Raw genomic sequence first — 20,288 nt, forward strand, 5'->3', positions numbered from 1 at the left:
GGATCCACCATGACTGCTTTCGATAAACACCAGGTTTCCCGCTTCCGCTTCGTCCGCTGCGAATTCGCTGCGGATACCGGCGTGGCCAGGCTGGTCTACGCCTTCGATGACGGCCCGGAAATGGTGGAAACCATCACCGTGCCCGGCGCGCCGTTCGTGCTGGACGAGGCGCGTGCGGCGGCGGTGCAGCGTGCGCTGCAGCTGCTGCACCTGATTGCCGGCGTCAGCTACTACAAGGCGGGCGTGCCGGAAACGGTCAGCATCGACAGCTATGCGATCGATGCCGATACCGCTGCCCTGGTGGAAACGGTCTACCTCAACGGCCTGGGTGAATTCGCCTACCGCAACGGCCTGAACCTGCGCGGGCGCTTCCGCCTGCCGGTGCAGGGCGAAACGGTGCAGGCGCCGGTGCTGGGCCTGCATCCGCATGCGCTGGTGGCCATCGGCGGCGGCAAGGATTCGCTGGTCAGCATCGAAGCGCTGCGCCGTGCCGGCGTGGATGAAACGGTGACCTGGATTGGCGGCTCGCAGCTGATCCGCGCCTGCGCCGAGCGCACCGGCCTGCCGACCCTGAACCTGGGGCGCGCGCTGGCGCCGGAACTGTTCGAGTTGAACCGCCAGGGCGCGTGGAACGGGCACATCCCGGTGACGGCCGTGAACTCGGCGATCATGGTGCTGGCCGCGCTGCTGCAGGGCGTGGACCAGGTGGTGTTCTCCAACGAGCGTTCGGCCAGCTATGGCAGCCAGATTCCGGGCACCGGCGAAGTGAACCACCAGTGGTCCAAGGGCTGGGCGTTCGAGCAGGCCTTTGGAAGCCACGTGCAGAAGCAGGTGGCGGCCGATCTGCAGTACTACTCGCTGCTGCGCCCGATGTCGGAGCTGGCGGTGGCCCGCCAGTTCGCCAAGAGCGATTTCTACGACGCGCATTTCTCCAGCTGCAACCGCAATTTCCACATCCTGGGCGAGCGCCCGGTGAACCGCTGGTGCGGCGTCTGCCCGAAGTGCCACTTCGTGTTCCTGGCGCTGGCCCCGTTCATGCCCAAGACCCGGCTGGTGCGCATCTTCGGCCGCAACCTGCTGGACGATGCCGGCCAGGCCGGTGGCTTCGATGCGCTGCTGGAATTCCAGGATCACAAGCCGTTCGAGTGCGTGGGCGAAGGGCGCGAATCGCGTGCGGCGATGGCCACCCTGGCGCAGCGCCCGGAATGGAAGGAAGACGTGCTGGTGAAGCGCTTCTGCAACGAGATCCAGCCGCAGCTGGAGGCCGCTGAACTGGAACTGGCACCGCTGCTGCAGCTGCAGGGCGAGCACCGCATTCCGGCCGCGCTGTGGGAACGTGTGCGTGAAGATTTCGCAGCTTGAGGGAAAGCGCGTTGCGCTGTGGGGCTGGGGGCGTGAAGGCCGCGCGGCGTTTGCCGTGCTGCGCGCGCGCCTGCCTTCGCTGTCCCTGAGCCTGTTCTGCCCGGCCGCCGAGGCCGAGGCGGCACGCGCCGAAACGCAGGGCGTGCTGGACGTGCGTGGCGAGGCAACCGCCGAGGCGCTGGCCGCGTTCGAGGTCGTCATCAAGTCGCCCGGCATCAGCCCCTACCAGCCGATCGCGTTGGCGGCGGCGGGGCAGGGCACCACCTTCATCGGTGGCACCGCGCTGTGGTTTGCCGAGCACGCGGGCGCCGATGGCATCGTGCACGACACCGTGTGCGTGACCGGCACCAAGGGCAAGAGCACCACCACGGCGCTGGTCGCACACCTGCTGCGCGCGGCCGGCCATCGCACCGGCCTGGTCGGCAACATCGGCCTGCCGCTGCTGGAAGTGCTGGACCCGCAGCCCGCGCCGGACTACTGGGCGGTGGAACTGTCCAGCTACCAGACCGGTGAAGTGGCACGCAGTGGCGCCCGCCCGCAGGTGGCGGTGGTGCTGAACCTGTTCCCCGAACACCTGGACTGGCACGGCAGCGAGCAGCGCTACATCGAAGACAAGCTGCGGCTGGTGACCGAAGCCGCACCGCGCATTGCCGTGCTGAACGCCATCGACCTGCACCTGGCTGCGCTTTCGCTGCCGGACAGCGAGGTGGTCTGGTTCAACCAGCCGCAGGGCTGGCACATGCGCGGAGACATCGTGCACCGTGGTGAACAGCCCGTGTTCGATACCCGCAACACCCCGCTGCCAGGCCGCCACAACCGCGGCAACCTGTGCGCGGTACTGGCGGCACTGGAAGCACTGGGGCTGGATGCCGTGGCGCTGGCCCCGGCGGTGCAGGATTTCCGCCCGCTGCCCAACCGCCTGCAGCGCATCGGCGCGGCCGCCGGCCTGACCTACGTCAACGATTCCATCAGCACCACGCCGCACGCCAGCCTGGCCGCGCTGGAGTGCTTCGCCGGCCAGCGCATCGCGCTGCTGGTGGGCGGGCACGATCGTGGCCTGGACTGGACCGATTTCATGCAGCACATGGCGCATGACGTACCGCCGGTGGAGATCGTGACCATGGGCAGCAACGGCCCGCGCATCCACGCCATGCTGCAGCCGCTGGCCGATGCCGGCCGTTTTGGCCTGCATGCGGCGGGTGATCTGCCCGAGGCAATGGCGCTTGCGCGTGCCGCATTGGGGGCGCAGGGCGGGGTGGTGCTGCTGTCGCCGGGCGCGCCCAGTTTTGGTGCCTACCGCGATTACGTGGCCCGCGGCCGCCATTTCGCCGAGCTGGCCGGATTCGAGCCGGACAGCATCAGCGCGATTCCGGGCCTGGGCATCGGCTGATCCACCGGCCCGGGGTCGGATCCCTTTCCGCAGGAAAGGGCTCTGACCCCAGCGGGATCGTGTGCACGGCCATCCACGCATGGCGTGGCTCTACTGCAGGGGTCGGATCCCTTTCCGCAGGAAAGGGCTCTGACCCCTGCGGGATCGCGTGCACGGCCATCCACGCATGGCGTGGCTCTACTGCCGGGGTAGATCCCTTTCCGCAGGAAAGGGCTCTGACCCCAGCGAATTGCAGGGGCGAGTTACGATCGGCGCATTCCCGGACGGATTCGAGAAGCCCGATGTGCACCTTCATCACCGTGTTCCTGCCCACCTCATTGCCGCACGAGACGGCCGCCGCGATCTTCACCCGCAGCGGCCGCCGGCTGTTCGGGCAGGATTCGCCCAGCCTGCAGGCCGCGGTCGGGCCCGGCTGGCAGCCGTGGCTGAGCGCCGCGCACTGCGATTGCGGCACCGCGCTGGCGTCGGCGCGGGCCGGGCCGGAGTGGAAGGGCGATGCCGAACGCTGGCGGAAGAAGGGCTGGAGCGAGGCGAAGATCGCCCGCGCGCAGGCCGAGCAGTTGGCGCGGCATGCGCAGGATCAGCAGGCGCGTCGCGATGAAGCCCTGGGCGACACCGGGCAGTGGTTGCAGCGCATCGATGCCCTGTTGCAGGCCGGTGCGTCGCGCATCGGTCTGCTGGTGCGTGATTACGAGGGCGCGGTGGGCGCCCGGCAGCCGAAGCCGCCGGAACGCCACTGGCCGCGCGCGCGCCTGGCAGCGGCGGATCTGCTGGCCTTCGAGCCGGGCATGTTGCATTGGATCGAGCGCGGGTGACGCCGCGATCCACGCATGGCGTGGATCTACTGCCGAGCCCACGCTCGGCTTCCTTCATTGATCCTCGTCGATGAACGCGTAATCGCGATCGATCTGCTGCTGCAGGTACGCATCGAAGCTCGGTGCGATGACCGCATAGCTGTCCGGGTCATGCAGGTAACGCACCACCTGGCCGACGGTGCCGCCCGGCGTGGGGTCGAAATCCAGATACAGCATGGAGGTGCCTCCATTGTTCATGCAGTGCGAGAAGCACAGGCGGCGGTTCATCGGCAGATCGGCGTCGATGCCGTCGCCAAGGATCTCCGGCTCGTCGTCCAGCCATTCCTCGTAGATGGACCGGATGCTGTCGTCCCACTGCTGCTGGTCTTCGAAGATCTGCGCGACCGAGCGCAGGTAGTACGGGTAGCCGCCGTCCTCGACATCCGAACCCAGCATGTAAACCACGACCTCGCCACCGGGATACTCGCGGAAGTGGGTGCCATCCACCTGCGACAGCAAGGACAGCAGGCTCTCAGGCACCAGCGGCCACTGCGCGCGCAGGCGCTGCAGATCCTCGGCACTGGCGCCGTGGACGTGCGCCCATTGCGCTGCGTCCTCGGCAGGCAGGCGCGGGATCAGGCCCGACAGAAAGCGATCAACAAGGTTCATGTAAAAAGGGGACGGAGGGGATCAAGTCGTATCCAACCACACCTGCGTCACGTCGCCAATGCAGAATGCGACGCGGGAGGGTGTTCCGCGACTTAATCCCCTCCGTCCCCTTTTTTGAGTGGAGCAGGCGCATGAACCGATGGCGGTGTGGTGTAGCGATGGTGCTGGGGCTGGCGGCGATGCCGGCTTGGGCGGCGATGAAAACCCAGCCGGTGGAATGGAAGCACCAGGGCACGACTTTCAGTGGTGTGCTGGTCTATGACGACGGCGACAACGACAAGCGCCCGGGCCTGGTGATGGTGCCGAACTGGAAGGGCGTCAATGAATCCGCCATCGAGAAGGCCAAGCAGCTGGCCGGCGATGACTATGTGGTGCTGGTGGCCGATGTGTACGGCAAGGGCGTGCGGCCCAAGACCGATGCCGAGGCCGGCCCGGTGGCGACCAAGCTGCGCAACGACCGGGCGCTGCTGCGTGCGCGGGCGCTGGAGGCGGTGAATGTGCTCAAGGCCCAGGCCGGCAAGGCACCGCTGGATGCCAGCCGCATCGGCGCCGTGGGCTTCTGTTTCGGCGGTACCACGGTGCTGGAACTGGCGCGTGCCGGTGCACCGTTGGCGGGTGTGGTCAGCCTGCACGGCGGGCTGGGGTCACCGTTGCCGGCACAGGCCGGTGGCAGCCATCCCTCGGTGCTGGTGCTCAACGGGGCCGACGACAAGAGCGTGACCGCAGAGGACATCGCCGGTTTCCAGACCGAAATGAACGCGGCCAAGGTCGACTGGGAATTCACCAACTACAGCGGCGCGGTGCATTGCTTTGCCGAGCGCGATGCCAACAGCCCGCCGGGCTGCCAGTACAACGAACGGGCGGCCAAGCGCGCGTGGAAGGCGCTGGATGAGTTCTTCGAGGAGCGGTTCCGGTAACCGGTAGGTGCCGACCGTTGGTCGGCAACCTCTGAAATGCCGGCCAGCGGCCGGCACTACCGGTCAATGCGAACGCTGTACCGCGTAACGGGCCAGGCCACGCAGGGCGGCCACGGCATCGTTGTCGGCCAGGCCGTCGAGCGCGCGCTCGGCGGCTTCGGCGTATTCCTCGGCACGGCGACGGCTGTAGTCCAGGCCGCCGGTGGCGCGGATGGCGGCCAGCACTTCCGGCATGGCTGAAGCGTCACCGTCCTGCACGATGCTGCGCAGGCGTTCGCGGGTCGCGTCATCCGAATGGGCCATGGCGTGGATCAGCGGCAACGTCGCCTTGCCTTCGGCCAGGTCATCGCCCAGGTTCTTGCCCAGTTCGTCGGCGTTGGCCGAGTAATCGAGCACGTCATCGGCGATCTGGAACGCATAGCCCAGGTTCATGCCGTAGTCGTACAGCGCCTGCTGGGTGGCGGCGTCCACGCCGCTGGCCAGGGCGCCCAGGCGCGTGCCGGCGGCGAACAGCACGGCCGTCTTGCGCTCGATCACGCGCAGGTAGGCCGCTTCGTCGGTGTCCGGGTTGTGCACGTGCAGCAGCTGCAGCACTTCGCCTTCGGCGATGCGGTTGGTGGTATCGGCCAGGATCTGCATGACCGGCATGCGATCCAGTTCCACCATCAGCTGGAAGCTGCGCGAGTACAGGAAGTCACCCACCAGCACGCTCGGCGCGTTGCCCCACAGGGCATTGGCCGTGCTGCGGCCGCGCCGCAGGCTGGATTCGTCCACCACGTCGTCGTGCAGCAGGGTGGAGGTGTGGATGAATTCGATGATCGCCGCCAGCTGGTGGTGCTCCGGGCCGGCCTGGCCGACCGCATGGCCGGCCAGCATCACCAGCATCGGACGCAGGCGCTTGCCGCCGGCCGAAATGATGTGGTCGGCGATCTGGTTGATCAGTACGACGTCCGAAGACAGCCGGTGCCGGATCAGGGCATCGACGGCGGCCATGTCGGCCGCGGCAAGCGACTGGATCTGGGGCAGGCCCAGGGCGGGACGGGTGTCTTCGGTGATGGTCATGCGATCAGGCTTTCAGGCTCACCGTTGATTATAGGCGCTGGCCGTGAATTCGGGCGGAAAGCGACGGAGCCGGACTTTCCGCAGGCCCATGGCCGGGCCTGCGGCGTGAATACGTATGCAGCCAGCGCCATGCCCTGGAAGCCGCCGCTAAGCTTGCGGTTGTTGGTTTTCGGCCCGCTTCCGGTGGGTCCCGCATGCCCGGAGGGGGGCTGTCGATGTCGCACAATCCATGGTGGCGCGGAGCCGTCATCTATCAGATCTACCCGCGCAGCTACCTCGACGCCAGCGGCGACGGGGTCGGCGATCTGCCCGGCATCATCCAGCGGCTGGACCACATTGCAGCGCTGGGCGCCGATGCGATCTGGATCTCGCCGTTCTTCCGATCGCCGATGGCCGATTTCGGTTACGACATCGCGGACTATCGCGACGTCGACCCGCTGTTCGGCACGCTGGACGACTTCGACCGCCTGCTGGCCAAGGCGCACGGCCTGGGCCTGAAGGTGATGATCGACCAGGTGCTCAGCCACACCTCGATCGAGCATGCCTGGTTCCGCGAAAGCCGCCAGGACCGGACCAACCCGAAGGCCGACTGGTACGTGTGGGCCGACCCGCGCGAAGACGGCACCCCGCCCAACAACTGGCTGTCGCTGTTCGGCGGCGGTGCCTGGCAGTGGGAGCCGCGCCGCGAACAGTACTACCTGCACAACTTCCTGGTCGACCAGCCGGACCTGAACTTCCACAACCCGGATGTGCAGCAGGCCACCCTGGACAACGTGCGGTTCTGGCTCGACCGCGGCGTGGATGGCTTCCGCCTGGACGCCATCAACTTCTGCTTCCATGACGCGCAGCTGCGCGACAACCCGCCCAAGCCGGCGGACAAGCGCGTCGGCCGCGGCTTCAGCCCCGACAACCCCTACGCCTACCAGTACCACTACTACAACAACACCCAGCCGGAAAACCTGCCGTTCCTGGAGCAGCTGCGCGCGCTGCTGGACCAGTACCCCGGTGCGGTGAGCCTGGGCGAGATCTCCTCGGAGGACTCGCTGGCCACCACTGCCGAGTACACCCAGGACGGCCGCCTGCACATGGGCTACAGCTTCGAGCTGCTGGTGGACGACTACAGCGCGGCCTACATCCGCGACACCGTTTCGCGCCTGGAAGCGGTGATGACCGAAGGCTGGCCGTGCTGGGCGGTGTCCAATCACGACGTGGAACGGGCGGTAAGCCGTTGGGGCGGCCGCCCGTCCGACCCGCGCCTGGCCCGCATGCTGGTGGCCATGCTGTGCTCGCTGCGCGGTTCGGTCTGCCTCTACCAGGGTGAAGAGCTGGGCCTGGCCGAGGCCGAAGTCGCGTTCGAGGACCTGCAGGACCCCTACGGCATCACCTTCTGGCCGAACTTCAAGGGCCGTGACGGTTGCCGCACGCCGATGCCTTGGACCGACGCCCCGCTGGCCGGCTTCACCACCGGCAAGCCCTGGTTGCCGATCCCGGCCGAACACCGCGCGGCCGCCGTGGCCGTGCAGGACGCCGACCCGGGTTCGGTGCTGAGCGCTTTCCGCGATTTCCTGGCCTGGCGGCGGACCCAGCCGGTCCTGCTGCAAGGGGACATCCAGTTCCTGGACAGTGCTGAGCCGGTGCTGCTTTTCCAGCGTATGCTTGCAGATGAAACCCTTCTGCTGGCCTTCAATCTGTCGGCCGAACCGGTCAGCCACCCGCTGCCGGCCGGCCGCTGGCAGCAGGTGGCAGTGCCGGGCCCGGATGCGGGCACGGTGGAGGGCAATGAACTGCGGCTGCCGCCGCGCGCGGTGTATTGCGCACGACGCAGCTGACCGATTTCTCCGGTGGCGGTACTTGCGGGGACGGGGCCGAAGCGCCCCGTCCCTTTTTTGTGGGTGGGCGTGGGCGGGTACTTTGCAGGTTCTGGAATGGCGCTGGCCGGGAGCGGGCGTGGAGACTGAGGGGCCTCCCTGCATGGAAGAGCTTTGAAGCGTTCCTTCATTCTGTTGGTGCGATTGCTGGCACTGGCGGCAGTCCTGTCCGTTGCCCACCCTGTCTTCGCCGCGCCCATTTTGATCGTGGGGCCCTCATTGGAGGATGCCTTCGAGGGCACTGACGTGGTGCCTGGCCTGAAGCAGTTGCTGGGGCCGGAGTATGGGGCCTTCCGTCGCAACTTCGATGAGTCGGCGGTGCCGGTGCCGCTGAAGGATGGAGGGCTGCTGCTGGATGGGTGGCGCTTGGGGTTCCACCAGCAGCATGCGGCGGCAGTGGTGGTGTACCCCGATGGTGAGTTGCACGCTGCGTACTACGACGCTGAGCGCCAGGCGATACGGTTCTTTTCCACGTCAGAAGGTCTGCACCATCGAGCGCTGTTGATATGGGCAAAGCGCTTTGACCTGCCTGCTCATCGGCGGCAGAGGTGATCGGTCGTCCGCAGGCCCGCATCCACGCATGGCGTGACCAGTAGATCCACGCCATGCGTGGATGAAATCCGTCAGGTGCCGACCATCCACATGGGGTCAGAGCCCGTTGCGTGGCAACGGGATCCGCCCCCGGGCGGGGACTGGTAGATCCACGCCATGCGTGGATGAAATCCGTCAGGTGCCGACCATCCACATGGGGTCAGAGCCCGTTGCGTGGCAACGGGATCCGACCCCGGGCGGGGACCGGTAGATCCACGCCATGCGTGGATGAAATCCGTCGGACACCGACATTCCAGATGGGCTCAGAGCCCGTTGCGTGGCAACGGGATCCGACCCCGCGCGGAGACGAGTAGATCCACGCCATGCGTGGATGAAATCCGTCAGGCACCGACCATCCAGATGGGGTCAATGCCCGTTGCGTGGCAACGGGATCCGACCCCGGGCGGGGACCGGTAGATCCACGCCATGCGTGGATGAAATCCGTCAGGTGCCGACCATCCACATGGGGTCAGAGCCCGTTGCGTGGCAACGGGATCCGACCCCGCGCGGAGACGAGTAGATCCACGCCATGAGTGGATGAAATCCGTCAGGTGCCGACCATCCAGATGGGGTCAGAGCCCGTTGCGTGGCAACGGGATCCGACCCCAGGCGGAGACCAAAAGAAAACCCGCTGCCTGCGCAGCGGGTTTCCGGTCCAGGTCCCGGTGATGCTGCCAGGCATGCCTGGCACTACGGATCCCGCTCGCCGGGCATGGCCCGGAGCTGCCGAGGTGTTACCGGGCCGCGGTCAGAACTTGTAGTTCACGCCCAGCACGTAGGTGCGGCCCCACTCGATGTATTCCAGCGGGCGGTCCTTGGTGCCGGCATAGGTGCGGTACGGCTCGTTGGTCAGGTTGCTTCCCTGCAGCAGCAGGGTCAGGCCACGCAGGGCGCTGCTGTCGCTGAAGGTGTAGCTGACCTGCGCATCGGTCACGTTCTCGCCCACCACGTAACGCAGCGTGCGGTTGCCGTTGAAGTTGCCGATCTCACCGATGAAGTCCGAACGACGGCGCTGGCTCACGCGCGCTTCAAAGCCGTTGCGCTCGAAGTAGGCGGTGAAGTTGTACACGCGGTCGGACAGGCCGGGCAGGCTGATCGGATCCGAACCCACGCTGGAGGCGCTTTCCGGGTCGAGGATCTTGATGTCGCTCTTGTTGAACGTGGCGCTGGCCTGCACGCCGAAGCCACGCAGACTGTCGGTCAGCATGTCCAGCGGGAACGATGCGGTCAGTTCCAGGCCCTTCAGCGTGCCGCCCTTGCCGTTTTCCGGGGTCGAGAACGTACCGGTGGTCAGCACCGGCACGGTCATGCCCGGCGGCGGCACGTAGCTGCCCAGCAGATCGGTGAAGTCATAGTCGTCCACCGACTGGGTGTAGACGTAGCTCTTCAGATCCTTGTAGAAAACGGCGGCGGCCACGTAAGCCTTTTCACCGAAGTACTTCTCGTAGGACAGGTCCAGCGCGGTGGCACGCCACGGGTCCAGCAGCGGGTTGCCGCCGCTGCCGCCCGGCTTGCCGGTGGCCGTATCCACGCCGAATTCCAGGCCGGCACGCATCTGGTCCACGCGCGGGCGCGCGACCTGCTTGGCGGCGGCGAAGCGCAGCGTCTGCTGGTGCGGGAACATGAAGGCCAGGTTCAAGCTGGGCAGCCAGTCGTTGTAGGTCTTGCCGTTGGAATACGGCTGGATGTTGCTGCCGGCCGGCTGCGAGCTGTCCCAGTAGCGCGAATCGGAGCTCTGGTCGGTGTGCTGCATCTGCACGCCGATGTTGCCGCGCACGCCCACCTCACCCAGGTCGGTGTTGATGTTCAGGCGGGCCCAGGCGGTGGTGATCTTTTCCTGCACCACCCACGACTTCGGGATCAGGTAGTCGAGGTTGTCGACCGGATCGAAGGTCATGTAGCGGGCCACGGCCGCCGGCACGTTCCAGGCCGGGATGTTGCCGATGCCGGCAAAGCCCAGGTTGACCGGCGAGTACTGCAGGTCCGAGGCGATGTTGGCATCGCCCTGTGCACCCAGCAGGATGTTGCCTTCGGACTGGGTCTTCACCTTGCGGCGGTCGGCGTAGTTCACGCCGATGTCCACATCCGGCGCCCACGAAGCGATGGCCTCGGGCAAGCCGACGGTAGCGGCCAGCTTGGCACCCTTCAGGCGGTCTTCCACCTGCGGCACCTTGCCGTAGCCGGAGCCGTAGATGGTGTTGGTCAGGAACAGCGCATCGGGGTTGGAATAATCCAGGCCCGGGGTGATCTGCGAGAAACCATTCGGGCGGATCTGCAGGCCGATGGTGTCCAGCTGCGGCATCGGGGTGAGCTGCAGGTTGTTTTCCAGGTTCAGCTCATCGCGGGTGGCCTTGGAGTAGTTCACATCGGCCACCAGCTTGACGCTGCCGAAGGTGAACTCGTTGTTCCAGCCGAACGCGTCGATCTTGTCCTTGCGCTTGTTGTACATGCCGCGCACCAGCGGGTACACGCCGCTGGCGGTGCCGCCGGTGAAGGTGCCATCGGCATTGACCTGCGGGTTGCTGATCAGCAGGCCCGGGGTATAGCCACCGTTGTAGTTGCTCAGGTTGAGCTCGAACTGGTTGGCGGTGTCGATCTGTTCGGCTTCGGTGTGGAACGCATCGAAGGTGCTGGTCCAGGCGTTGTTCGGCCGGAACTGGATGGTGGCCATCACGCCGTCGCGCTTGTTGTTGCCGGTGCGGCGCAGTGCCTTGATGCCGTCGGAGAAGTAGGTGCCCGCAGCCACGCCCGGACGGTTGCCGTTGGTGGTCTGTTCGGTGGTCCACGGCTCATACAGGCCGACCTGGTTTTCCTGGATCGGGTTGTCGCTGTGCGCGTAGCCGATGGAGATGCCCAGGGTCTTGTCGAAGAACTGGTCGATGTAGCTGGCGCTGAAGCGGTTGCCGAATTCATCGACATTGGCGGCTTCGCCGAGCGAGCTTTTCTGCAGGCGGCCGCTGACCGCGATCACGCGGTCGGGGAAGCTGAGCGGACGCACGGTCTGCATGTCGATGGTGCCCGACAGGCCCTGGCCGACCAGGGCGGCGTCCGGGGTCTTGTAGACGGTCACGCCGTTGACCAGTTCCGAGGGGTACTGGTCGAACTCGACGCTGCGGTTGTCGCCGGTGCTGACCACTTCACGCCCGTTGAGCAGAGTGGTGGCGAAGTCGGGCGACAGGCCGCGCACGCTGATGACCTGGGCACGGCCGGCGACGCGCTGGGCGGCCAGGCCGGGCAGGCGGCCCAGCGATTCGGCGATGCTGACATCGGGCAGCTTGCCGATGTCTTCGGCCGAGATCGCTTCGACCACCGAGGTGGCGTCCTGCTTGATTGCAATGGCGTTCTCGATGCCGCGGCGGATGCCGGTGACCTGCACGGTGTCCAGGTTGGTGGCGGACTCGCCGGTGGTGGTGGTGGCGGTGTCGGTGGACTGCGTGGATTGCGCAGATGCCAGCGACGGCACCAGTGCAACGGCCAGCGCCAGACTCAGCGCGGTGCGCGTGTGGTTCAACATTTTCCCCTCCCAGGCAATGTTGTAGAGCATCTTGTGGTCGTCCCGGCGGTACCGGGAACGTGCGACGCGGTGGCCGCTGTCGTCGCCGCTATGGTAGGCAGCGGCTTCTTCGCGGGAATCACCCTGCATACGTATTCAATGGCTTTCACAGCGTTGTAATCGATTCCAGTCTGCCGATCCCGGTAGTGCCGGCCGCTGGCCGGCAACCCTGCGGTGCGGTTCGATGCCGGCCAGCGGCCGGCACTACCGTGTCCTCGGAGATTCCAGTGCCCGGATCCCGGCGCTGAGGGCCGCCGCCCGAGCGTGGGCTCGGGCGCTACCGTGTAGAGCCGAGCCGATGCTCGGCTGCGTTTCCATCGACGTGCGTTTCAGAGCGGGGTGAACCGGATCGCCTGGCCACCGCCCGGTGCCAGCACCAGGGTCAGTGAATCGGCGCTGGTCACCTCGCGGGTCTCGCGCTTGAACGCGAACGGATTGCTGCGGAAATCCGCACCTTCGCCATCGCGGTAGATCTCGGCGCGGTAGCGCACGCCCGGCTCCAGGAAGCCCAGCGATACCGGCAGCACGCGGCCGTGTTCATCGGTGATGCTGCCCAGGAACCAGTCGCGGCTGTTGCGGTCGCGGCGCACGATGGTCACGTAGTCGCCTACTTCGCCATCGAGCACGCGGCTCTGTTCCCAGTCCACCGCCACATCCTCGATGAAGCGGAAGGCTTCGCGGTGCTGCAGGTAGTGCTCGGGCAGGTCGGCGGCCATCTGGATCGGGCTGTACAGCACCACGTACAGCGCCAGCTGGCGGGCCAGCGTGCTGGGAATGGCCTGGCCGTGGCGACCCTTCAGGCTGAGGATGCCCGGTGTGTAATCCATCGGCCCGGACAGCATGCGGGTGAACACCAGATTCACTTCATGCTCGGGCGGGTTCGGCGGCTGGCCCCAGGCGTTGTACTCCATGCCGCGCGCGCCTTCGCGCGAAATCCAGTTGGGGTAGGTGCGGCGCAGGCCGGTGTCCTTGATCGGCTCGTGCGGGTTGACCGACAGGTGCCGGCGCGCGGCCTCCTGCACCACGTTCAGGTGGTGGCGGGCCATGAACTGGCCGTCATGCCACTCGCGCCACAGCGGGCCCCCGGCCGGGTTGCGGCGGTCGACCTGGCCGTCATCGCAGACATAGCCGGTCTTGAACTGGTCCACGCCCAGCCGCGCGTACAGGTCCAGCGCGGCGCCCAGCTGGTCTTCGTAGTGCTCGATGGCACAGCCGGTTTCGTGGTGGCCGATGAGGTGTACGCCCTTCTTCAGCCCATAGGCGGACAGCGCTTCGATATCGAAATCCGGCGTGGCGCGGGTGAAGTCGAAGTCATAGCCGTTGCCCACCCACATGCCGTCCCAGCCCGGATTCCAGCCTTCCACCAGCACGCCGCGGAAGCCGTGCGCGGCGGCAAAATCGATCACCTTCTTCGTCTTGGCGGTGGTGGCAGCGTGCTTCGGGCCAGTGGCCCAGCTTTCGTTGTCCAGGTGCATCGACCACCACACACCCAGGTACTTGGCCGGCTTCACCCAGCTCACATCACCCAGTGCATTGGGTTCGTTGAGGTTGAGGATCAGGTCCGATTCGACCAGGCCACCGGCGCGGTCGGCGATCTGCAGCGTGCGCCACGGCGTGGCGAAGGGCAGGGCGCGGCGCACCTTCCAGCCTTCGGCCGAGGGCGAAAGCTGGGCGCGCAGCCGCTGGCCATCGGTGCGGCGCAGCCACATGCCGGCGTAGTCGACCAGCGCGGCTTCATGGATGGCCACGTGCAGGCCGTCAACGCTGCGCAGGGTCATCGGCGTGTGCACCAGCGGCACTTCGCGCAGCGGCGTGCGCTGGTACAGGTACTCGTAGTGGATCGGTTCGCCAGCCGGAATCCACCACGCGGTGGAATCGGGTGCGATGGCGAATTCGGTCAGCTCTTCATCGATGATCGCTTCGCGCAGGTTCGGTTGTTCGGGGAACACATAGCGGAAGCCCAGGCCGTCGTCGTACACCCGGAACACCACGTCCACGCGGCGCTTGCTGCCGGTGCTTTCGGCCAGCTGCACGGTCAGTTCGTTGAAGTGGTTGCGGGTGACGCGGCGCTCACCCCAGGGCTGTTCCCAGGTGTCGTCCACGCTGCGCCGCTGTTCACTCAGCTGCACGAAGTCACGGTCCAGGCGACCGTCGCGCAGCACGAAGCCCAGCGTGGAATCGTCCACCACGGTATCGCCCAGGCGCTCCACCCGGTAACGCGCGGTACCGCCATCAAGCACCAGGCTGACGGCCAATACCTTGCCGGGCGAATCCACCCGGGTCACCTGCGGCGCGGCCTGGGCCACCGCCACCAGGCCCAGCAGGGCCATGCCGAACACCGGCGCGATCATCGCACGGACTGCAACAGAAAAAGCCGGCATTTCCCCTCCCAAGGCGCCATTGGCAGACCCGGACCATAAGCCAGCACGGCGCCCGCTCTTCACGTGATGGCCATGAATACGTATGCAACTGGACGCAGGCGCTGGCGCCGCGTCTACCATGGGGCAAGGCACCTTGAGGGAGGGGCCGCGCCCGCGCACCGGTTCCGGTGGCGCGGACCCACAACGGTGCAGAGAGGGAGGGAGGTCGACGGGCGCAAGCCGGTCTGCCGCTTCGATGCTGAAGATCATTTGCCTGACGGCTGCCCTTGGGGCAGCGCTGGGAACGACCGCGCACGCGGCCGACCTGGAATTCAACGGCCGCCACGCGCGCGCCGAAGCCGCTGCCAAGGGCAGCTTCGTGCTGCACGCGCCGACGGGCGAGGTGCGGATCGCCGCCGTGCCCATGCGCAGCCAGACCGGCAGCGTGATGTTCGATGCGCTGTTCGCACTGGCCCAGCAGGAGATGGACCAGGACCGCGTGGATGCGATCCGCGATCCGTCGTTCGACGAAGGCCGCCCGGTCCCCTGTGAATGCTTCCAGACGGGCGCGCGCTGGCCCTACGTGTGGACCCGCGATGTCAGCTTCGCCGCCGATCTGGCCCTGGCCAGGCTGGACCCGCAGCGCACCCGCCAGTCGCTGCAGTTCAAGCTCTCGGCTGCGCGTGACGGCCACACCCCCGGCCTGTTCGTGGCCCAGGACACCGGTTCCGGCGGCAGCTGGCCGATCAGCAGCGACCGCGTGGTGTGGTTCCTGGCCGCGCGCCACCTGCTGGATGATCCGGCGTTCGCCGACCAGGTCTGGCAGGCGCTGCAGGGCACTCTGGCGCAGGACCGCGCGATGGTGTTCGACGCGCAGATGGGCCTGTACCGCGGCGAGACCTCGTTCCTCGATTGGCGCGAGCAGACCTACCCGGACTGGACGCGCGAGAACGTACGTTTCATTGGTGATTCCTACGCGCTGTCCACCAACGTGCTGCATTACCAGGCACTGCGCCTGGGCCAGCAGATGGCCGCGCAGCTGGGCGACGAGCGCAGCGAACAGTACAAGGCCTGGGCCGACGCGCTGGCGCTGCAGATCGATGCACGCTTCTGGCGCGAGGACATGGGCCAGTACATGAGCTACATCGGCGAAGCCGCCCACCCGGTGCCATACGCCAAGGTCGATCTGCTGGGCCTGTCGCTGGGCATCCTGGCCGACGTCCTGCCGGCCGAGCGTGCGCGGCGCGCGTTGGCCGCCTACCCGATGGGGCCGGCCGGCAGCCCGGTGGTGTGGCCGCAGGAAGCGCAGCAGCCGATCTACCACAACCGTGCCATCTGGCCGTTCGTCAGCGCCTATTCGCTGCGTGCCGCGCGCAAGGTCGATGATGCGCCGCGCATCGCCGCCGAGATCCGTTCGCTGATGCAGGGCGCGGCGCTGGCCGGTTCCAATATGGAGAACTACGAACTGGTCACCCAGGCCGTCCATGTGGACGAGGGCGCACTGAGCGGGCCGGTGGTCAATTCCGAGCGCCAGCTGTGGTCGGTGGCGGGCTATCTGGCCATGGTGAGCGAGGGGGTGTTCGGCCTGCAGGACGATGGCAGCGTGCAGCCGAAGCTGCCGGCCAGCCTGGTGCCGGACCTGTTCGGCAAGCAGCGCCGCATCAGCCTGGAGGCCAACGGCAAGCGCTATGTGCTGGAGCGCCCGAAGCAGCTGGGCGAAGGCCTGCTGGTGGCCGGCAAGGTGAAGACGCGCGGTGCGACGACGACGGTGCAGCTGGTACCGGCCGATGCCGCAGCCCCCGCTTTCGTACCGCATGCAGCGGCGCCCAGCGCCGATCCCAACGCGCGTGCGCCGGCCACACCGGCCGCGCCGCAGGCCCGGCGCAGTGGCAAGGGCTGGACCGTGGCCGTGGCCGCCGACCAGGTGCTGTGGCAGGACGGCAGGGCCGTGCAGCCGGCCAAGAGCGTGGCACGCGTGGGCGACGACGGCCTGCAGCATTGCCTGAGCCTGACCCGCCGCGACGGCACGCTGGAATCGCTGCACAGCCCGATGATCTGCGTGGGCCCGCAGCAGGTGCTGCGCGGTGACCGCCAGTGGCGTTTCAACAATGCCAAGGCGGGCCACGTGCGCCTGCGGCTGCAGTACAACAACCCGAACGGACCGATCAACACGGGCGTGACCGCCGCAGTGAAGCAGTTGAACCTGCAGTGCCCGGGCCAGCCGGCGCAGCGGCAGACGGTCACCCTGCCGCACAGCGTTGCCGCCCAGGAATCAACCGCGGTCAGCTTCGCCGTGCCCAAGGGCCGCTGCACGGTCACGCTTGAGGAAGGCTTCAACATGAGCGCATTGCAGCACTTCGCGCACTACACCGGCGGCAAGGGTGGGCGCGATGGCGTGCTCAACCAGGCCCAGGTGCAGGCGCTGAAGGTGGCGCACGTGGCCGCGATCGAGGGTGCACGATGAACCGTCCCGCCAAGCCGCAGCTGTCGTTCTGGCAGATCTGGAACATGTGCTTCGGCTTCCTTGGCATCCAGTTCGGGTTTGCCCTGCAGAACGCCAACGCCAGCCGCATCTTCGAGACCCTGGGGGCCTCGCAGGATGCGGTGCCGGGGCTGTGGATCGCCGCACCGCTGACCGGCCTGCTGGTGCAGCCGGTGGTGGGCTACCTGTCCGACCGCACCTGGACCCGCTGGGGCCGACGCCGCCCGTTCTTCATGATCGGCGCGGTGCTGACCACGCTGGCCCTGCTGGTGATGCCCAACTCGCCCACGCTGTGGATCGCCGCTGGCACGCTGTGGGTGCTCGATGCCTCCATCAACGTGTCGATGGAACCGTTCCGCGCCTTCGTGGGGGACCAGTTGGCGCCGCGCCAGCGGCCCACCGGCTATGCGATGCAGAGCTTCTTCATCGGCGTCGGCGCCATCGTTGCCAGCTTCCTGCCCTTCATCCTCACCCACGTCGGCGTCAGCAACACCGCGGCACCGGGCGAATTGCCCGACTCGGTGCGCTATGCGTTCTACTTCGGTGCGGTGGTCCTGCTGGCGGCGATCAGCTGGACGGTGTTCAGCACGCGCGAGTATTCACCGGCCGAGCTTGCCGCCTTCGACGATGCCGAGCCGCCCGCGCACCATGCCGGCGCTGCAGTCACCGGGCCCGCACCGTGGGGCCAGGTGGCGCTGTGGCTGGGCCTGGGCGTGCTGCTGGCGGCGCTGATCGCGTGGCGCCAGGGCGACAGGATGCTGTACGTGCTGGCCGGCCTGTGCGCGGGCTACGGCCTGCTGCTGGCGCTGGCCCGCGTGCTGCCGGGCCCGCACATGCTGGCCGCCATCGTTGGCGACCTGCGGGCGATGCCGGTCACCATGCGGCGGCTGGCCTGGGTGCAGTTCTTCTCGTGGTTCGCGCTGTTCGCCATGTGGATCTTCACCACTGCCGCGGTCGCGGGCACCCACTTTGGTTCCACCGATCCGCAGTCGGCGGCCTACAACGAGGGCGCCAACTGGGTGGGCGTGCTGTTCGGGGCCTACAACGGGTTCGCGGCGCTGGCCGCGCTGCTGATCCCGCCCATGGTGCGCGCGCTCGGCCTGCGCTGGAGCCACCTGGTCAACCTGTGGCTGGGCGGGGCCGGGCTGATCTCGATGATGTTCATCGACGATCCGCGCTGGCTGCTGCTGTCGATGGTCGGTGTCGGCTTCGCCTGGGCCTCGATTCTGTCCCTGCCGTACGCCCTGCTGTCGGACAGCGTTCCGGCGGCCAAGATGGGCGTGTACATGGGCATCTTCAATTTCTTCATCGTGATCCCGCAGTTGGTCGCGGCCAGCGCACTGGGCTTTGCCCTGCGTGCCTGGCTGGGCGACCAGCCGATCCATGTGCTGGTGCTGGGCGGCTGCAGCCTGCTGGTGGCCGGCCTGTGCGTGCTGCGGGTTCCGTCCCGTCCGGAGGTGGTGTGATGCGTGGTGTGTTGGCTGTTGCGGTTTCCCTTGCCCTGTTCGCTGGCCACGCCGTGGCCGCGCCGCGCCCGGACTATGTCGGCACCACCGAGCCGTTCGCCAGCGATGCGGTGTACTTCGTGGTCACCGACCGTTTCGTCAACGGCGATCCGTCCAACGATCACCGCGACCAGGGCGGCAAGCACCGCACGTTCGATATTCCGGTGCCGTGCCCGGACAAGGTCGATGGCAATATCGGCTACCTCGGCGGCGATTTCCGCGGCGTGCTGGACAACGCGCAGTACATCCGCGACCTTGGCTTCGGTGCAGTGTGGATCACGCCCATCGTCGACAACCCGGACGAGGCGTTCACCGGCAGCAAGCCGATCAGCTGCACCAGTACGCTGACCGACCGCGGCAAGACCGGTTACCACGGCTACTGGGGCATCAACTTCTACACGATCGACGAACACCTGCCGAGCAAGGATCTGGATTTCGCCGGCCTCAACAAGGGCCTGCACGCAGCCGGCCTGAAGGTGGTGCTGGACATCGTCGGCAACCACGGTTCGCCTGCCTGGACCATGCCCACGCGGCAGCCCCAGTTCGGCCAGATCTTCGACAAGGACGGCAGGCTCATCGCCGACCACCAGAACCTGCCGCCGCAGAAGCTGGACCCGCAGCACAACCCGCTGCACGCGTTCTACAACAACATCGGCCCGGTCGACAGCAAGGACGGCTCCATCTTCGATGGCAACCTGGCCGAGCTGTCCGACTTCAACCAGAACAACCCGGCAGTGATGGATTACCTGGTGGGCGCTTACCTGCAGTGGACCGCGCAGGGCGTGGACGCACTGCGCATCGACACCATCGGCTGGCTGCCGCACCCGTGGTGGCATGAATTCGTCAACCGCATCCGTGCCGAGCACCCTGGCATGTTCATGTTCGGCGAGGCCTTCGACTACAACGCCGCCAGCATCGCCGAACACACCTGGCCCGCCAATGCCAATGTGAGCGTGCTCGATTTCCCGCTGCGCGGCGCACTGGAACAGACGTTCGGCACGGCCGGCAAGGGCTTTGAAACGCTGGCCGAACCGCTGCACCTCACCGGTGGCCCGTACGCCAACCCGTACGAGCTGATGAGCTTCTACGACAACCACGACATGCCGCGCCTGCAGGCCAGCGACAACGGCTTCATCGACGCGCACAACTGGCTGTTCACTGCGCGCGGCATCCCGGTGGTCTATTACGGGTCGGAAACCGGCTTCATGCGCGGCCGTGCCGAGCATGCTGGCAACCGCGCCTATTTCGGCCAGCAGCGCGTGGATGACGCACCGCAGAGCCCGATCTTCGCGCCGCTGCAGCGCATCGCCAAGCTGCGCGAAGCCACCCCGGCCCTGCAGCGTGGCCTGCAGGTGAACGAGCGCCTGCAGGGCGATGAAGCGGTGTTCTTCCGCGTGCTGCAGCACGGCGACGTGGCACAGACCGCGCTGGTGCTGCTGAACAAGGGCGAAGCCGCCCGTGGTTTCGAGGTCGATCGTTATCTGCAGGCCGGTACCTGGCGCGATGCACTGGACGGTGGCGAACTGAAGGTGAAGCGCTCGCTGAAGGTAGAGGTGCCGGCGCACGGGGTGAAGGTCTACGTGCTGGATGCCCCGGTGCAGCAGTCCGCGCTGCAGGCCGAACTGGACAAGGCCATGACCGACCAGCAGGCGCGGGACCAACGATTGAAGCGGTAGTGCCGGCTGCTGGCCGGCAGCCCCGCATGGATGGCATATTCAGGTGCCGGCCAGGAGCC

Annotated in this window: 13 protein-coding genes; 9 read left to right on the plus strand and 4 right to left on the minus strand. The window is 67.1% G+C overall.

Annotated features, from left to right (window positions below):
* Positions 1 to 9 precede the first annotated feature (9 nt).
* The 3 genes from murL to C1924_RS05265 all read left to right on the plus strand — a co-directional run bounded on the left by murL (position 10) and on the right by C1924_RS05265 (position 3,567).
* Positions 10 to 1,362 carry a UDP-N-acetyl-alpha-D-muramoyl-L-alanyl-L-glutamate epimerase gene (gene murL, locus C1924_RS05255; protein ID WP_108764344.1) on the plus strand — a complete coding sequence of 451 codons (1,353 nt, stop codon included), beginning with the start codon at positions 10 to 12 and terminating at the stop codon, positions 1,360 to 1,362.
* Positions 1,343 to 2,752: a UDP-N-acetylmuramoyl-L-alanine--D-glutamate ligase gene (gene murD, locus C1924_RS05260; protein ID WP_108766974.1), complete on the plus strand. Its 1,410-nt coding sequence runs from the start codon at positions 1,343 to 1,345 to the stop codon at positions 2,750 to 2,752. The genes murL and murD overlap by 20 nt, the downstream gene beginning before the upstream one ends.
* Before the next feature lie 281 nt (positions 2,753 to 3,033).
* Positions 3,034 to 3,567, plus strand: a complete 534-nt coding sequence (locus tag C1924_RS05265; RefSeq protein WP_108764345.1) for a hypothetical protein — start codon at positions 3,034 to 3,036, stop codon at positions 3,565 to 3,567.
* Positions 3,568 to 3,621: 54 nt separating this feature from the next.
* On the opposite strand, the gene C1924_RS05270 is transcribed toward C1924_RS05265, so the two are convergent.
* Positions 3,622 to 4,215, minus strand: a complete 594-nt coding sequence (locus C1924_RS05270) for an SMI1/KNR4 family protein (protein ID WP_108764346.1) — start codon at positions 4,213 to 4,215, stop codon at positions 3,622 to 3,624.
* A 131-nt stretch (positions 4,216 to 4,346) separates the two neighbouring features.
* On the opposite strand from C1924_RS05270, the gene C1924_RS05275 reads away from it, so the two are divergent.
* Positions 4,347 to 5,132, plus strand: a complete 786-nt coding sequence (locus C1924_RS05275) for a dienelactone hydrolase family protein (protein WP_108764347.1) — start codon at positions 4,347 to 4,349, stop codon at positions 5,130 to 5,132.
* A gap of 63 nt (positions 5,133 to 5,195) precedes the next feature.
* On the opposite strand, the gene C1924_RS05280 is transcribed toward C1924_RS05275, so the two are convergent.
* Entirely contained in the window at positions 5,196 to 6,194 is a 999-nt protein-coding gene (locus tag C1924_RS05280; RefSeq protein ID WP_108764348.1) for a polyprenyl synthetase family protein, read from the minus strand.
* A gap of 215 nt (positions 6,195 to 6,409) precedes the next feature.
* Between C1924_RS05280 and C1924_RS05285 the strand changes: the two genes are divergently transcribed.
* Together C1924_RS05285 and C1924_RS05290 are read left to right on the plus strand one after the other, a co-directional pair.
* Positions 6,410 to 8,023 carry an alpha-glucosidase gene (locus tag C1924_RS05285; protein WP_108764349.1) on the plus strand — a complete coding sequence of 538 codons (1,614 nt, stop codon included), beginning with the start codon at positions 6,410 to 6,412 and terminating at the stop codon, positions 8,021 to 8,023.
* Positions 8,024 to 8,176: 153 nt separating this feature from the next.
* Entirely contained in the window at positions 8,177 to 8,614 is a 438-nt protein-coding gene (locus C1924_RS05290) for a hypothetical protein (RefSeq protein ID WP_108764350.1), read from the plus strand.
* Positions 8,615 to 9,401: 787 nt separating this feature from the next.
* Here the strand turns inward: C1924_RS05290 and C1924_RS05295 are convergent.
* Together C1924_RS05295 and C1924_RS05300 are read right to left on the minus strand one after the other, a co-directional pair.
* Positions 9,402 to 12,167: a TonB-dependent receptor gene (locus tag C1924_RS05295; RefSeq protein ID WP_174208941.1), complete on the minus strand. Its 2,766-nt coding sequence runs from the start codon at positions 12,165 to 12,167 to the stop codon at positions 9,402 to 9,404.
* Positions 12,168 to 12,535: 368 nt separating this feature from the next.
* Positions 12,536 to 14,587 carry a glycoside hydrolase family 97 protein gene (locus C1924_RS05300; RefSeq protein WP_108764351.1) on the minus strand — a complete coding sequence of 684 codons (2,052 nt, stop codon included), beginning with the start codon at positions 14,585 to 14,587 and terminating at the stop codon, positions 12,536 to 12,538.
* A gap of 235 nt (positions 14,588 to 14,822) precedes the next feature.
* On the opposite strand from C1924_RS05300, the gene C1924_RS05305 reads away from it, so the two are divergent.
* The 3 genes from C1924_RS05305 to C1924_RS05315 are packed head-to-tail and all read left to right on the plus strand — an operon-like array spanning position 14,823 to position 20,229.
* Positions 14,823 to 17,030: a Six-hairpin glycosidase-like protein gene (locus tag C1924_RS05305; RefSeq protein ID WP_108764352.1), complete on the plus strand. Its 2,208-nt coding sequence runs from the start codon at positions 14,823 to 14,825 to the stop codon at positions 17,028 to 17,030.
* Entirely contained in the window at positions 17,027 to 18,514 is a 1,488-nt protein-coding gene (locus C1924_RS05310; protein WP_108764353.1) for an MFS transporter, read from the plus strand. Before C1924_RS05305 ends, C1924_RS05310 begins: the two co-directional genes overlap by 4 nt.
* Positions 18,514 to 20,229: an alpha-amylase family glycosyl hydrolase gene (locus C1924_RS05315; protein WP_108764354.1), complete on the plus strand. Its 1,716-nt coding sequence runs from the start codon at positions 18,514 to 18,516 to the stop codon at positions 20,227 to 20,229. The genes C1924_RS05310 and C1924_RS05315 overlap by 1 nt, the downstream gene beginning before the upstream one ends.
* Positions 20,230 to 20,288 lie beyond the last annotated feature (59 nt).

This window comes from Stenotrophomonas sp. ESTM1D_MKCIP4_1 (assembly GCF_003086895.1).
Classification (GTDB): Bacteria; Pseudomonadota; Gammaproteobacteria; order Xanthomonadales; family Xanthomonadaceae; genus Stenotrophomonas.

What these genes read in the sequence shown, in the direction of transcription:
- murL (WP_108764344.1), top strand. Translation starts at nt 10, where the DNA reads ATGACTGCTTTCGATAAACACCAGGTTTCCCGCTTCCGCTTCGTCCGC.
- C1924_RS05265 (WP_108764345.1), top strand. Translation starts at nt 3,034, where the DNA reads ATGTGCACCTTCATCACCGTGTTCCTGCCCACCTCATTGCCGCACGAG.
- C1924_RS05270 (WP_108764346.1), bottom strand. Translation starts at nt 4,215, where the DNA reads ATGAACCTTGTTGATCGCTTTCTGTCGGGCCTGATCCCGCGCCTGCCT.
- C1924_RS05275 (WP_108764347.1), top strand. Translation starts at nt 4,347, where the DNA reads ATGAACCGATGGCGGTGTGGTGTAGCGATGGTGCTGGGGCTGGCGGCG.
- C1924_RS05280 (WP_108764348.1), bottom strand. Translation starts at nt 6,194, where the DNA reads ATGACCATCACCGAAGACACCCGTCCCGCCCTGGGCCTGCCCCAGATC.
- C1924_RS05285 (WP_108764349.1), top strand. Translation starts at nt 6,410, where the DNA reads ATGTCGCACAATCCATGGTGGCGCGGAGCCGTCATCTATCAGATCTAC.
- C1924_RS05295 (WP_174208941.1), bottom strand. Translation starts at nt 12,167, where the DNA reads ATGTTGAACCACACGCGCACCGCGCTGAGTCTGGCGCTGGCCGTTGCA.
- C1924_RS05300 (WP_108764351.1), bottom strand. Translation starts at nt 14,587, where the DNA reads ATGCCGGCTTTTTCTGTTGCAGTCCGTGCGATGATCGCGCCGGTGTTC.
- C1924_RS05305 (WP_108764352.1), top strand. Translation starts at nt 14,823, where the DNA reads ATGCTGAAGATCATTTGCCTGACGGCTGCCCTTGGGGCAGCGCTGGGA.
- C1924_RS05310 (WP_108764353.1), top strand. Translation starts at nt 17,027, where the DNA reads ATGAACCGTCCCGCCAAGCCGCAGCTGTCGTTCTGGCAGATCTGGAAC.
- C1924_RS05315 (WP_108764354.1), top strand. Translation starts at nt 18,514, where the DNA reads ATGCGTGGTGTGTTGGCTGTTGCGGTTTCCCTTGCCCTGTTCGCTGGC.